Annotated in this window: 8 protein-coding genes; all 8 read left to right on the top strand. The window is 60.7% G+C overall.

Annotation, left to right across the window (positions count from 1 at the left end; translation table 11 throughout):
- The first annotated feature begins 19 nt into the window (after positions 1 to 19).
- Positions 20 to 2653, top strand: a complete 2634-nt coding sequence (locus V9K67_RS14385) for an outer membrane beta-barrel protein (protein ID WP_336723579.1) — start codon at positions 20 to 22, stop codon at positions 2651 to 2653.
- 149 nt (positions 2654 to 2802) lie between these two features.
- Positions 2803 to 3006, top strand: coding sequence for a hypothetical protein (locus tag V9K67_RS14380; RefSeq protein WP_336723578.1), 204 nt, complete (start codon positions 2803 to 2805; stop codon positions 3004 to 3006).
- Positions 3007 to 3053: 47 nt separating this feature from the next.
- On the top strand, positions 3054 to 3323 hold the full coding sequence (locus V9K67_RS14375; RefSeq protein WP_336723577.1) for a hypothetical protein: 270 nt from the start codon (positions 3054 to 3056) through the stop codon (positions 3321 to 3323).
- A 192-nt stretch (positions 3324 to 3515) separates the two neighbouring features.
- Complete coding sequence (locus tag V9K67_RS14370) at positions 3516 to 5711, top strand: LamG-like jellyroll fold domain-containing protein (RefSeq protein WP_336723575.1); 2196 nt, start codon at positions 3516 to 3518, stop codon at positions 5709 to 5711.
- Positions 5712 to 5812: 101 nt separating this feature from the next.
- A complete protein-coding gene (locus V9K67_RS14365; protein ID WP_336723573.1) occupies positions 5813 to 8248 on the top strand; it encodes a DUF4982 domain-containing protein in 2436 nt (811 codons plus the stop codon).
- Between the two features lie 263 nt (positions 8249 to 8511).
- On the top strand, positions 8512 to 10200 hold the full coding sequence (locus V9K67_RS14360) for a glycoside hydrolase family 43 protein (protein WP_336723572.1): 1689 nt from the start codon (positions 8512 to 8514) through the stop codon (positions 10198 to 10200).
- 153 nt (positions 10201 to 10353) lie between these two features.
- On the top strand, positions 10354 to 14733 hold the full coding sequence (locus tag V9K67_RS14355) for a two-component regulator propeller domain-containing protein (RefSeq protein WP_336723570.1): 4380 nt from the start codon (positions 10354 to 10356) through the stop codon (positions 14731 to 14733).
- 190 nt (positions 14734 to 14923) lie between these two features.
- A partial coding sequence (locus V9K67_RS14350) for a sodium:solute symporter family transporter (protein ID WP_414696772.1) occupies positions 14924 to 15129 on the top strand: 206 nt, incomplete at its 3' end.

Raw genomic sequence — 15129 nt, 5'->3', positions numbered from 1 at the left:
AACGTACAAACACCCTTATATGAAGAAATTCTTACTGGTACTCTCCCTTTTTACCGCCGCACAGGGCCTGCAGGCGCAAACCCCCGGCGGCCCTCCCGCCGGCGTCAAAATGCAGGCGGCGCCCTCCATCGGCCGCATCTACGGCAAGCTCGTGGACAGCGCCGGCAAGGGCATCCGCGACGCCTCCATCGTGGTGCTGCAGAGCCGGCTGGACTCCGCCACCCGCAAGATGAAGGACGTGCTGCTCAAAGGCGTGACCACCCAGTCCAACGGCGACTTCAACATCGAAGACCTGCCCATCCGCGGCGCCCTCAAAGTAAAGGCCTCCGCCACCGGCTACCAGGCCCTCGACCAGACCGTCTCCTTCCAGCCCCAGCGGCCGGCAGGCGGCGCTCCCACAACGGGCGCTCCCGCTGCAGGCGCCATGCCCTCCTTCGAAAAGGACCTGGGCAAGCTCACCCTTAAAAACGATGTGCAGCAGCTGGCCGGCGTGGTGGTGACCGCCTCCTCGACCCGGATGCGCATGGATATTGACAAAAAGGTGTTCAACGTGGACCAGAACATCGTCAGCGCCGGCGGTACCGCCGTGGACGTGATGAAGAACGTGCCCTCGGTGAACGTGGACATCGACGGCAACGTCACCCTGCGCAACGCCTCGCCCCAGCTCTATATCGACGGGCGCCCCACTACCCTGACGCTCGACCAGATCCCGGCCGACGCCATCGAAAGCGTGGAGGTGATCACCAACCCCTCGGCCAAATACGACGCCTCCGGGGGCAATGCCGGTATCCTGAACATTATTCTGAAAAAGAACAAAAAGACCGGCTACAACGGCAATATCACTGCCGGCGTGGACAAGCGCGGCGGCGTCAACGGCGGTGGCAGCTTCAGCCTGCGGCAGAACAAGTTCAACTTTACCGTGAACTCTTTCGCCAACCAGATGCGGAACCGCAGCACCGGTTCCACCGACATCCGCAACCTGCTGACCAACCCCAACATGCTGGTAGCCCAGGACAGCCGCACCCGCAACAACGGCGGCTTTATCTTCGGCCGCGTGGGCGTGGACTATTTCGCCACCAACCGCACCACCATCTCGCTGGGCGCGGTACGGGTGCACGGCAGCTTCAAGCCTACCGACTACCTGAACACCGACAGCTCGTATGAAAACGGACCTTATATCAGCTACAGCGAACGCAATGCCCGCAACGAGCGCGAATTCAACGCCTACGGCTTCCAGGGCGGCATGAAATACCTCTTTCCCAAACAAGGGCAGGAGCTGACCGCCGACGTGAACTACTTCAGCGGCACCAACGAAAGCAACGCCCTCTACCTGACCGACATCTTTGCCGGCAAGGGCGGCGCCCAGACCGGCAACATCCGCCAGCAGATCCTCGGCAACGGTACCAACAGCTTCCTGACGCTGCAAACCGATTACGTCACCCCCCTGAAAGGGTCCGCCAAGCTCGAGGCCGGCGCCCGGGCGCAGCTGCGTACCCAGGAAAACAGCCAGGGCAACTATTTTTACAATGCGGCCACCGGCCAGTTCGAGCCCAAAGCCTCGGCTTCCAGCAATTATAGCAACACCGACAACGTGTACGCCGCCTACCTGTCCTTTGGCAATACCATCAAGAACTTCGGCTATAAAGTGGGGCTGCGGGCCGAAAGCTCGGACTACCAGGGCGAGCTGACCGATACGAAGCAGACCTTTACCAACAAGTATCCCATCAGCCTGTTCCCCTCCATCTTCCTGAGCCAGAAGCTGCAGGACCAGCAGGAGGTGCAGTTGAGCTATACCCGGCGCATCAACCGGCCCTTCTTCATGCAGGTGATCCCCTTTATCGACTCCACCGACCAGCTGAACTGGAGCCAGGGCAATGCCGGCCTGAAGCCCGAATTCACCAACTCGCTGGAGGCCTCGTATGCGAAGACCCTCAAACCGGGCAATACCCTCCTGGCGTCGGTCTATTACAAGTATTCCACCAACCTCATCACCCGCTACCTCGATACCCTGACCGATGCGTCGGGCGACAAGCGGCCCCTGAGCACCTACATCAACGCCAACTCCAGCCGCTCGGTGGGCGCGGAGCTGACCTCGCAGAACACCCTGACCAAGTGGTGGGACATGAACGCCAACGTCAATGTGTATAACTCGAAGATCAATACCGACAACATCGCCGGCGCTTCACAGGATCCCATGTGGAGCTGGTTCGCCAAGATGAACAACAACTTCAAGCTGCCCAGGAACTTCAAGGCGCAGCTGTCGGGCACCTACCAGTCGCGAACCAACCTGCCGGTGAACCAGAATAGCGGCGGCCAGGGTGGCGGCGGTCCGTTTGGCGGCGGCGCGCAGAGTGCGGCCCAGGGCTATATCAAATCCAACTACGGCGTGGACGCGGCCTTGTCCAAAAGCTTTTTGAAGAACAATGCCGCCACGGTCACCTTTAACGTGAGCGATATCTTCGGCACCCGCCGGTTCGACCAGTACAGCCAGAGCGCGTTCTTTATCCAGGACCGCCACCGCCTCAACGACGTGCCGATGTTCCGCCTGAACTTCTCCTTCCGTTTCGGCCAGATGGACATGTCGCTGTTCAAGCGCAAGAACACCAAGGGTGAAGCCGAAGGGACGCAGGGCGCCATGCAGGGCATGCAATAGGATATTTATCGACAGCGCTATAAAAAAAGCCCCGTTCAGCCTCAGGCTGAACGGGGCTTTTTCGTAAACATTCCTTAACCACCCCTTCACGTTGCGGTAATACGCCGCCGCTTCCTTTGCTGCTATCAACGATTCATTTAATAAATACCATGAAACCCAGACTGGAAACCCTTATCAGGAAACCCCTGCCAGCCAAACGCTACACCGGGAAAGACGCCATCCGTGAACTCTATGCCGCCCTGGGGCAACTGGAGCGGGAACAACCGCAGCTTCCTTCGGACGAAGACGATGCGTTTGCCCTGGCTTGTGAAGAAAATTACGACCTGTATTTTCCGCGCCCCGACACCTATTGATCCGCCGCCCTTGGCCGGGACTGCACCGGGAATAAAACCGCCGCCACATGCTAAAGATCCACCAGCTCAAAAACAAAAGCTTCCTGTTTCAATGCCGGTACCTGGAGCGGCAGGGGGTGTACCTCGATGTGCTCCTGGTGCGCCGGACGGCCTTCGTGGCCCTGTACGGGGTGCACGACTATTACGCCGAACTGCATTTTGACCGGCAGAGCGGGAAGGTGGTCAGGATCTGCTGCTTTACGTCGGCGCGGAAGCTGCAGCCGTTCCTGCAACGGATCGATATCGGCGAGGTGACCACCCTGCTGGCCACCCGCTAACGAGGGCAGGATATATTCGGAAAAAATAATTTCGTAACATAACCGTAACCTTAGCCTTGCTCGGCTTGTTCATTCCTCTGTTACTTTTGGTTTTTAACCGCAAACGTCAGCTTCAAACGACCCCTGCATTCCTGCAAGGGTCTTTTTTTATCTTTACAGTTTTCTGCCACCCCTGAAAACCGATTGCTCCCGATGCTGCCCCAAACGAACTGCCTGCCTGTTTCCCGCTTTTTGACGGTACTTTTCCTCTGCCTGTGTTGCCTGCTGTGCCTTCCGGGCCGGGCACAGAACACCACCGAGGGCCTGGTGGGCTACTACACCTTCTGCGATTGCACCGCCAGGGACCTCAGCGGCAACGGCCGCGACGGAACGGTTTCCGGCAGCCCGCAATGCATCCGCGGCATGCGCGACCACGGCCTGCTGCTCAATCAGAACCCGGGCAGCAACGGCTGCGGCCAGCGCGGCGGCGAATACATCCGGCTGCCGCAGCTGGGGCCCATCTGGTCGGAAGGCTTTACGGTTTGCGCCTGGATCCGCTTCGATGAGATCAAGAACTACGAACGCATTTTCGACTTCTCCAACGCAACCGGCGAGGCCGGCGGGCAGCCGGTCTGGTTTGGCCGCGAAGGCAACAGCAACAACCTCACCCTCGAAAGCTGGATCGATGCCAACGGCAGCCAGAACCGCAGCGTGGGCCGGCTGGTGGCGCCCAACGTCATCACCAACGGCAGCATCGAATACTACTGCGCCACCATCCACGACGACATCATGCGCATTTACGTGAACGGCGTGAAGGTGGCCGAGAAAAGGGGCAATCCCATCGCCAACGTTACCCGGCGCAACAACTTTATCGGCCGGTCGGCCTGGTGCACCAACGACCCCGACTTCAAGGGGTTCCTCGACGAGGTGCGGGTATACAACCGCGCCCTCAGCCCCGAAGAGATCATGGGCCTGTACCGCTATACCAACATCCGGGACTTTTCGGTGGTCCGCAACTGCGCCACTACCGAAACGGACTTCGCGGTGGCGGACGCCTTTGACGTGGATTCCCTCAAATGGGATTTTGGCGACCGGGCCAGCGGCGCCCTCAATGTGGTAAAGGGCGAAAAAGTGACGCATGTCTTCAGTGGCTACGGCACCTACGACGTACGGCTGATCGTTTATAAGCCCTGCGTGAACGATACGGTCCTGAAAAAAGTGCGGGTGGAGCAGCCGGCAGGATTCCTGGGACCCGATTTCGAGCTGTGCCCGGGCCGGCAGCAAGTACTGCGGGAGCCCGGGGGAGCGGCCACCTACCAGTGGCAGGACGGTTCCGCCGCAGATAATTTCACGGTTGCCCAGCCGGGCCTGTACTGGCTGCAGGTGGGCCTGTTCAACTGTTCGTACCGCGACAGTGTGGTAGTGGGCTCCGCCCGCCGGTTCTCCACCTACACGGCCACCATCTGCCAGGGAGAAAGCTTTATGGGCTATACCGCCGGCGGCACGTATACCGATGCGATTCCCCTGCCCAACGGCTGCGACAGCCTCCGCACCCTGCACCTGGCGGTGCGGCCGAAGATCGTTGCGGCCGCCCGCATCTTTATGTGCCCGGACCAGCGCTATACCCTGCCCTGGGGACCCGTGGTAGCGGACCCGGGCCTGTACCGCGACACGGTCCGCTATGCCTCCGGCTGCGACAGCCTGGTGCAGGAGGTGGACCTGCGGCTGATCGTGCTTTCCGTGCAGGAACGGGCGGCCGCCATTTGTGCCGGCGGGTGGTATACCCTTCCCTCGGGAGCCGCTGTAAATGCCCCCGGCCTGCACCGCGATACGGTGCGCAGCGCGGCGGGCTGCGACTCCCTGGTGACCCTGCTGCGGCTGACGGTGCACGCGCCGCCGGCAGTCACCCTTTCCCGCTCCAACGACATCGACTGCCTGCTGGGTACGGCCCGGCTGCGGGCCACCGGCGGGCAACGGTACGCCTGGACGCCGGCAGCCTCGCTCAGTAATGCCCTGGTCCCCGACCCCGTGGCCCGTCCCGCCGCTACCACCCTATACCGGGTACGGGTAACCGCCGCCAACGGCTGTTCCTCGGAAGACAGCATCCTGGTAAAGGTGGGAACGGAACAGGCGGCGAACGGTCACCTGGTACCGACGGCCTTTACGCCCAACAACGACGGGAAGAACGACTGCTTTGGCGTGCCCTTCTGGGGCGCCACCACGGGCTTTTCGCTTTCGGTCTTCAACCGCTGGGGACAAAGGGTGTTTTATACCACCGACAACCGCCAGTGCTGGACGGGTACGGTCAACGGCAGGGAAGCCTCGAATGGCGTTTATGTGTACCTGATCACCGCCTCCACCCGCTGCGGACCCGTAAGCCGCAAGGGAACGGTGCTGCTGGTGCGCTAGGCCGGAGGGAAAAGCAAGGGCGGCCAGGATCATTTTCACCGGCCGATCGGTTACCTTCGTGCGCCGAAAACCCATTTTACTACAGACTATATATTAATTGCATGCCGAACCGAAAGATCATCAGCTTTATCCTGGCGCTGTGCGCTTCCGTTTTCGTTGCCGGCGCCCAGGACCGCACGGAAACCGAACTGACGGCCAACTGGAAGTTTCGCAAGGGCCCCGGCGAGGACGCCTATCAAAAAGAATTTAACGACAGGGACTGGCAAACGGTTTCCATCCCCCACGACTGGGCCATCTACGGCCCCTTTGACAAGGAAGTGGACAAGCAGGTAGTAGCCATCGTCCAGAACAACGAAAAAGTGGCTTCTGAAAAAACCGGCCGTACCGGCGCCCTGCCCTTTACCGGCGAAGGCTGGTACCGCAACCGCTTCCGCCTGCCCAACTATAAGCCGGGACAGAAAGTGCTGCTCGTTTTCGAGGGCGCCATGAGCGAACCGAAAGTGTTTGTGAACGGGAAGAAAGTGGGGGAGTGGAACTACGGCTACAACTATTTCTATTTCGATGTGACGGATGCCCTGGTGCCGGAAGGCGAGAACCTGCTGGCGGTGCACCTTTCCAACCGCGAGCTGTCGTCGCGCTGGTACCCCGGCGCCGGCCTGTACCGCAAGGTGCGGCTGGTGGTGAAGAACCCCGAAAGCGTGGAGCAGTGGGGTACCTACATCACCACGCCCCTGGTGACCCCCGGGCTGGCCAAGGTGAAGGTGCGCACGAAGGTGTCGGGCGCCCACCTGCGGCTGGTGACGGAGATCGTGGATGCACAAGGGAAAACCGTGGCCGCCGATACGGCCCGCACGGCCTATGCCGGCGAGTTCGAGCAGAACCTGCCGGTGGCCCGCCCCCAGCTGTGGAGCCCCGAAACGCCCAACCTGTACGTGGCCGTGACGAAAGTGTATGCCGGTGGCGCCCTCCGCGACGAGGTGCGCACCCGCTTCGGCATCCGCTCCATCAGCTACCTGCCCAACGAAGGCTTTCGCCTGAACGGCCAGGTGCGCAAGTTCAAGGGCGTCTGCCTGCACCACGACCTCGGTCCGCTGGGTGCCGCCATCAACATAGCCGCCCTGCGCCGCCAGCTGCGGATTTTAAAAGATATGGGCTGCGATGCCATCCGCAGCTCGCACAACATGCCCTCCCGCGAACAGCTGGAATTGTGCGATGAAATGGGCTTTATGTTCCTGGCCGAAAGCTTTGACGAATGGGCCCGTCCCAAAGTGAAGAACGGCTACAACCGCTTTTTTAATACCGACGCCGAAAAGGACGTGGTGAACCTGGTGCACGCCACCCGCAACCACCCCTGCATCGTGATGTGGAGCTCGGGCAATGAGGTGCCGGACCAGTGGGGAGCGGAAGGCGTGAAACGGGCCAAGTGGCTGCAGGAGCTCTTTCACCGCGAAGACCCCACCCGCCCGGTGACCGTGGGCATGGACCAGGTGAAAGCCACCATGCAGTCGGGATTCGGCGCCTTGCTCGACATCCCGGGCCTGAACTACCGGGTGCACCTGTACGAAGAAGCCTACAAGGCCTTTCCCCAGGGCTTTATCCTGGGGTCCGAAACGGCTTCCACCGTCAGCTCCCGCGGGGTGTACAAGTTCCCCGTGGTCAAGGCCAAGGACAAGGTGTACCCCGACGGCCAGTGTTCCTCCTATGATATGGAGTGCTGCAACTGGTCGAACCTGCCCGATGACGACTTTGTACTGCAGGACGACAAGCCCTGGGTGATCGGGGAGTTCGTGTGGACGGGTTTCGACTACCTGGGCGAGCCGACGCCTTATGATGATCAGTGGCCGTCGCGCAGCTCGTACTTCGGCATCAGCGACCTGGCGGGCCTGCCCAAGGACCGCTTCTACCTGTACCGCAGCCGCTGGAACCGGCAGGACGCCACCCTGCACCTGCTGCCCCACTGGACCTGGCCCGGCCGGGAAGGACAGACCACGCCGGTTTTCGTGTACACCAGCTACGACAGCGCCGAGCTGTTCCTCAACGGCAAAAGCCTGGGCGTGCAGCGCAAGGACACCACTACCCACCAGAACCGCTACCGCCTGATGTGGATGGACGTAGCGTACCAGCCCGGCACCCTCAAGGTGGTAGCCTACGGCAAGGACGGCAAGCCGGCCGGGGAGCAACAGGTGACCACTGCCGGCCAACCCTATAAAATTGTGCTCCAGCCCGACCGCCAGAAAATCAGCGCCGACGGGGAGGACCTTTCGTTCGTCACCGTTTCGGTGGTGGATAAGAATGGAGTGCCTTGTCCCACGGCGACGCACCAGCTGCAGTTCCGCGTTAAAGGAAAGGGCAGTTACCGGGCGGCCTGCAACGGCGACGCCACCTCCCTGGAACCATTCCACCTGCCCACCATGAAGCTGTTCAGCGGCAAGCTGGTGGTGCTGGTGCAGTCCACCACCGATCCGGGCAGCATCGAGCTGGCGGTCACCGGCAAAGGGCTGAAGGAGGGGAAGGTGCAACTGGAAGCGGTTAAGTAGCGGATTATAAAAGTGGTTATTAATTTAATGTATAAAGTATGATTTTTCAGTGGTGAAAATTTGGGCGCACGGAAATTGAACCTATTTCATCAATTTTTGAACCCCTTCCTGCGGGCTTCTGGCTACGTTTGTGCCCCGATATCACCGGTTTATTTTCGTTAAACACTCATATAGCAAGCAATTGCCCGGCCATAACCGGGCACGGAAGGGGTGTCTACCCCTTCCTTTTTTTATCAACTTATTCAAACAGGTTTGAACCGCGCATGAAACGAATCTCCTTACTAACATTGTCTGCCTTTATCGGCTGGGCCGCCGGGGCGCAATCCGGCAACGCCAAAAATTTTACACCGAACCGTACGGCCGCTCCCTACATCTCCAAAGTGTGGGTGTCGGACCAGGGGAACGGTACCTATAAAAACCCGGTGCTCGACGCCGATTATTCCGATCCCGATGCCGTCCGCGTCGGCGACGATTTTTACCTGACCTCCTCTTCCTTCGAGGACGTACCCGGCCTGCCGATCCTGCACTCCAAGGACCTGGTGAACTGGACCCTAATCGGCCATGCCCTGAAGCGCCAGCCCCCTTTTGAGCATTTTTCCCTTCCCCGCCACGGCGAGGGCGTGTGGGCGCCTTCCATCCGCTACCGCAACGGCGAGTTTTTGATCTATTACCCGGACCCGGATTTCGGCATCTACCTGGTAAAAGCGAAAAACCCCGCCGGTCCGTGGAGCGACCCCATCCTGGTGGAAGGCGGCAAGGGCCTGATCGATCCCTGCCCCCTCTGGGATGACGATGGACAGGCCTACCTGGTGCACGCCTATGCGGGCAGCCGCGCCGGCATCAAAAGCGTGGTGGTGGTGAAAAAGATGAATGCCGAAGGCACCAAAACCATTGATGAAGGCAAACTCGTTTACGACGGCCATGAGCTGGATCCCACCCTGGAGGGCCCCAAGTTCTACAAGCGCAACGGCTACTACTACATCTTCGCCCCGGCGGGCGGCGTGCCCACGGGCTGGCAGCTGGTGCTGCGTTCCAAAAATATCTATGGTCCCTACGAGCGCAAGGTGGTGATGGACCAGGGCGCTTCGCCCGTCAACGGTCCGCACCAGGGCGCCTGGGTAAACACCCCCACCGGCGAGGACTGGTTCCTGCACTTCCAGGATAAGGAAGCCTACGGCCGCGTCGTGCACCTCAACCCCATGAAATGGGTGGGGGACTGGCCGGTGATCGGTGTGGACAAGGACGGCGACGGCAAGGGCGAGCCCGTGACGGTTTATAAAAAGCCCAACGTGGGCGGTAAGGTGTATCCCATCGCTACCCCGGCGGAAAGCGACGAGTTCAACGGCACCTCCCTGGGCCTGCAATGGCAGTGGATGGCCAACCCCAAAGCCACCTGGTCGTTTATGAACACCGCCAAAGGCAGCCTGCGCCTGTTTTCCGACAAGCTGCCCGATCTCGCCTCAGGCGAGACCAAAAACCTCTGGGACGCCCCCAACGTGCTGCTGCAGAAGTTCATGGCTCCCGAGTTTACGGCCACTACGAAGATGACCTTTACGCCCAATGCGAAGATCGAAAACGAAAAAGCGGGCCTGGCCGTTATGGGGCTCAGCTATGCCAACCTGGCGCTGAAGCGGACGAAGGACGGCATTTTCCTGGCCTACGGCCTGGGCAAGGATGCCGACAAGGGCAAGCCCGAAGCGGAGCAGCTGCTGACCAAGGTAGGCGATGCCACGGCCACGGTTTACCTGCGGGTGACGGTGACCAAGGGCGGCAAATGCCGCTTCAGCTACAGCACCGACGGCAATAACTTTACCGCGGCAGGGGAGGAGTTCACCGCCGAAGTGGGCCGCTGGATCGGCGCCAAGGTAGGCCTGTTCTGCACCCGGGACCGCCAGATCAACGATGCCGGCTATGCCGACTTCGACTGGTTCCGGGTAGAGAAAGCTCAATAGATTTCGGATGTCGGATTTCGGATGTCGGAACCCTTCAAAGGAGAAAGACTCCTTCTGCGCTCAAGGGGATCCGAAATCCGAAATCTGAAATCCGAAATTTCTTAAACTTGCTTGCGGGAACGGGTTTTTCCCGTTTCCGCATATCCTACGATTATGTTTCGCTTTTTGCTTTTGCTTGCCGCTTTTTTCCTGGCCGTGGCTTCTTTGAAGGCCCAGCCCAAATGCATTATCGAGCATTATACGGCCGAGGACGGCCTGTCGCATGAGGCCGTGACCTCCATGCTCAAGGACCGGGAAGGCTTTATGTGGTTCGGCACCTGGAACGGCATCAACCGCTTCGACGGCCACTCCTTCGTTGCCTACAAATCTTCTCCCGGCGACCGCTCGCAGCTGCGCAACGACCGGATCGACCAGATCGTGGAGGACCAGTCGAACCACCTCTGGCTGCGGGCCTACGACCGGGCCATCTACCGGTTCGACAAGCAAACCGAACAATTCATTCCCCTTTCTACCGTCATCAACCCGGGCAAAACCCCGGTGGCCTTCCGCCGCGTCGTGTCGGCGGGCGATGGCCTGGTGTGGCTCGAGTCGGTCGACGATGGCCTCTATGCCGTACCCCAGGACGACCTGAAGCCGGGCCGTTTTGCCCATTATAAAAAAGGCCTGCCGGGCGGCTATGGACTTCCTTCCAATACCATCAACCTGTTTTATAAGGAATCCGAAACACGCATCTGGATAGGTACTTCCGCCGGCCTTTGCTGCCTGGTGCGGTCGGCTTCCGGCGTTTATGCCAGCAGCCAGCCGCAGCCCCAGCTCACGGCGGGCATCGAAATAACGGTGGTGGCTGGCGATGCAGCCTACCTGTATTTCGGTACGGCCGACGGCCAGCTGCTGACGCTGGAGAAGCGCTCGGGGAAATTTTCCCGCCGCCCCATTGCCACGGGCCGCCTCAACGCCCTGTTCCGTTCGCGGATAAGCAACCGCCTGTACGCCACCACCATGGCCGGCGAGGTGGTGACCGTGGATGGGGCCACCCAGGCGGTGACCACCGCCGCCTACCGCTCCGGCGGCCTCCTCCGCTCCATTTACGAGGACCGCTCCGGCACCCTGTGGCTGGAGCCCGAAACCCAGGGCGTTGTCCGCTACGATCCCGCCACTGCCTCCTTCCGGCAATTTGTGTCCGAATGGACCAATCCCGACAATTTCGCCGGCAACCGCTACTGGGTGTTCGAAGACAACAACGGCCTGGTTTGGGTGAAAATGAAAGGCGGCGGCCTGATGTATTATAATACGGGTACCGCTTCGATGGCCTCCCTCTTTCACGGGCCGCCGGCTACCGGCGGCGCCTCGTTTTCCAACGTTATCCACGGCCTGTATTACGACACCACCGGTGTGCTTTGGCTCACCACCGACGAACGGGGGCTGGTAAAAGTGATCTTCCCGGGCGATGCATTCCACCAGCAGCTGGTGGAGGCGCGGGGCGCCCTGAAGGCAGACAACGAGATCCGGGGCCTGGCTTATGACCGCAAGGGACGCCTGTGGCTGGGCGCCAAAAGCGGGAAGCTCTACGTGTACCAGGACGGCCGGCCCCTCAGCGGCCTGTTCGTAAACGAACCCAAGGGCGGCCCGGGACAAGTGTATTCGATCCTGCAGGATCGCCAGGGGAACCTCTGGCTGGGCACCAAGGCCCATGGCCTGTACAAGGCCACGCCCCTCAATGCGGAAGCAACAAAATACCGCCTGGCGCATTTTGAAGTAGATAAAAAAAATCCCCGCAGCCTGCAGGGCAATGAAATTTATGCCCTGCTGGAAGACCGGCAGGGGCGCATCTGGGTCGGCACCTTCGACGAAGGGCTGCACCTGGTTGCCGGCACGGGCGACTCCCTTACGTTTGTCCATTCGGGCCCCGCTTTTGCAAATTATCCCCAAAACGCTTTCCGCAAGATCCGCCACATGGCCCTGGACGGCTCGGGAAATATCTGGATCGGCACCACCGACGGCCTGCTGGTGGTGGACGGCAACAGTTCCCCCGCCGGCCTCCGCCTGGCGCCTTACAGCAAGGTCCCCGGCGACCGCCAAAGCCTGGGCAACAGCGATATCCAGTTTATTTACCGCGATGCGAAGAACCGGATGTGGCTGGCCACTTCGGGCGGCGGCCTGGCCCGGGCCCTGGGCAGCGCGCCCCTGAAAGAGCTGGTTTTCCGCAATTACACCACCCGCGACGGCCTGCCCAACGACTACGTGCTCAGCTGCACCGAGGACGACCGCGGTCATTTGTGGATCGCCACCGAGAACGGCCTGTCGCGCTTCCAGCCCGAACAAACCATTTTTCGGAATTACGACGCCTACGACGGCCTGCCCCGGGTGGGCTTTTCCGAGGCCGCCTGCAGCCGCAGTCCCGACGGCCGCATTGTTTTCGGCACCAGCCGCGGCTACCTGGCCTTCCATCCCGGCCGCATCGGCACCCACCGCCCGCCGGCCAAAATAGCCCTGACCGCCCTGCAGATCAACAACGAAGAGGCCGGCCCGGCAGGGGAGGAGGCCGTCTTGACGGGCAACATCAACTACCTGCCCGAGCTGACCCTGCGCTACGACCAGGATATCCTTACCATCGACTACGCCCTGCTGGACCAGCGCTCCGGCGACCGCCAGGCCATGGCCTACCGCCTGATCGGCTTCGACACCACCTGGTACCACAACAAGCAGCAGCGCCGCACCACCTACACCAACCTGCCGCCGGGCCACTACGTATTCGAGGTCAAAAGCCTCAGCTCCGACCTCTACGGCCAGGCGCCCTACCGGCGGCTGACCATCACCATCGAGCCGCCGCCCTGGCGCACCTGGTGGGCCTACCTGCTGTACCTGGTGGTGGCGGGCCTGCTCATCGCCGCCATCCGCCGCACCACCCTGACCCTGCTGGGGCTGCGTCAGAAGATCGCCGTGGAGCAAAAGCTGGCGGCCCTGAAAATGAGCTTTTTTACCAACGTCTCCCACGAGCTGCGTACCCCGCTCACCCTTATCCTGAACCCGCTGGAGCAACTGGCGCGAAAGGAAAAGTTCTCGCCCGAAGGAACGGCCCTGGTGGAGGTGGTGCGCAAGAACGCCCACCGCATGGTGCGCTTCATCAACCAGCTGCTCGACCTGCGCAAGGTGCAGAGCGACAAGGCCCGCCTGCTGGTGGCTTATACGGACGTTCTGACCCTGGTGCGCATGACCTCCGACTACTTTGCCGAGGCGGCCCGCACCAAGCGGATCCGCCTGCAGATCAGCGCGGAGCAAAAAAGCCTGATGGCCTGGGTAGACGCCGAAAAGCTGGAAACGGTACTCTACAACCTGCTGGGCAATGCCTTTAAGTTCACCCCCGACGGCAAAACCATTACGATAAACATTCGGCCCGTTCCGGGCGAAAACTATTTCACGATCGAGGTGAGCGACCAGGGGCCGGGCGTGGCGCCGGACAAGCTGCAGGCGATCTTCGAGCTTTATTACGAAGGCGAGCAGCGGGCCGGCACCGACCTCAAAGGCACCGGCATCGGCCTGGCGCTGGCCCGGGAGCTGGTGGCGCTGCACGGCGGCACCATAAAAGCCGCCAATAATGAACAGGGTGGCCTGGCCGTATCCGTGCAGCTGCCGCTGGGCCGCGACCATTTCGACCCTGCCCAGGTGACGTTCGTGGAGGCGCCGGTGCCGGCCGCTCCCGTCCCGGGCAAAACCATCGGCGAGCAGCTGCTGCCGCAGCCCCGGTACGCCGAGGCGCCCAAAGGAGCGGAAACCCCGATGGTGCTGCTGGTGGAAGACAATGACGAACTGCGCTCCTTTTTAAAAGGGCAGTTGGGCGAGGTCTACCGGGTAGAGGCGGCCGCCAACGGCGCCGAGGGCTGGCAGAAAGCCCGGGAGCTGATGCCCGACCTGATCGTCAGCGATATCATGATGCCCGTGATGGACGGCATCCAGTTGCTCGACAAGGTGCGCAACGACCGGGAAACCAGCCATATTCCCGTGGTGCTGCTGTCGGCAAAGTATGCCGTGGAAAGCCAGGTGGAGGGGCTGAAGTACGGGGCCGACTACTACATCACCAAGCCCTTTGAGAACGAGTTCCTGCTGGCCTGCATCGACAACCTGCTGCGCCAGCGGAAAAGCCTTTTTGAAGCGCTGGTGGAGAAAAAGAAAACCGTGCCCCTGAGCCCCGAGCCCATCGTGGTGACGTCAAAGGATGAAGCTTTTTTGAAGGACGTGATCCGGGTAGTGGAGGAAAAAATGGCCGACGCGGAATTCAACATCGAGACGGTGGCGGAAACGGTGGGCATGAGCCGTACGACCTTTTACAAAAAGTTCAAGAGCCTGACCAACCTGACGCCGGTGGAATTTGTACGGGAGATGCGCCTGCAGCGTGCCAAGCAATACCTCGATGCCGGCGGCAGCAACATCTCCGAAGCGGCCTACCTGGCGGGCTTCAGCAACCCGAAATATTTCAGTACCTGCTTCCGGGAAAAATATCATTTGTCGCCTTCGGAATATTTAAAGACGAAGTAGGGGCCTCACCCCCTGCCCCTCTCCACACGGAGAGGGGCAGGGGGTGAGGCCCCCGAAAAATTGAACCTATTTCATCAATATTTGAACTCCTTTCTTCCTGCGGCCGGCTAGGTTTGCATTAGAATTCCCCTGATCCCGGGGCCCCTGGCGGGCTCCTAATTTCTAACCGATTAAACCAGGATTGTTGCTTATGAAAATGCTGCAAACCAGCGACTACGTCGTATTTCTTGTTTACTTCCTGATCGTGGCCCTGTACGGGTGGTGGGTGTACCGCAAAAAGAAAACGGCCCGCCTTTCCACGCAGGACTATTTTTTGGCCGAAGGTTCTTTGACGTGGTGGGCCATCGGCGCCTCGCTGATCGCCTCCAATATTTCCGCCGAACAGTTTATCGGCAT

It is taken from the genome of Huijunlia imazamoxiresistens (genome assembly GCF_037132455.1).
GTDB classification, from domain to species: domain Bacteria; phylum Bacteroidota; class Bacteroidia; order Chitinophagales; family Chitinophagaceae; genus Flavisolibacter; species Flavisolibacter imazamoxiresistens.
This window is presented reverse-complemented; position numbering and strand designations above follow the sequence as displayed.

Bases quoted from the DNA above. Each gene is read 5' to 3' on its own strand.
- V9K67_RS14385 (WP_336723579.1), top strand. From the start codon at position 20: ATGAAGAAATTCTTACTGGTACTCTCCCTTTTTACCGCCGCACAGGGC.
- V9K67_RS14380 (WP_336723578.1), top strand. From the start codon at position 2,803: ATGAAACCCAGACTGGAAACCCTTATCAGGAAACCCCTGCCAGCCAAA.
- V9K67_RS14375 (WP_336723577.1), top strand. From the start codon at position 3,054: ATGCTAAAGATCCACCAGCTCAAAAACAAAAGCTTCCTGTTTCAATGC.
- V9K67_RS14370 (WP_336723575.1), top strand. From the start codon at position 3,516: ATGCTGCCCCAAACGAACTGCCTGCCTGTTTCCCGCTTTTTGACGGTA.
- V9K67_RS14365 (WP_336723573.1), top strand. From the start codon at position 5,813: ATGCCGAACCGAAAGATCATCAGCTTTATCCTGGCGCTGTGCGCTTCC.
- V9K67_RS14360 (WP_336723572.1), top strand. From the start codon at position 8,512: ATGAAACGAATCTCCTTACTAACATTGTCTGCCTTTATCGGCTGGGCC.
- V9K67_RS14355 (WP_336723570.1), top strand. From the start codon at position 10,354: ATGTTTCGCTTTTTGCTTTTGCTTGCCGCTTTTTTCCTGGCCGTGGCT.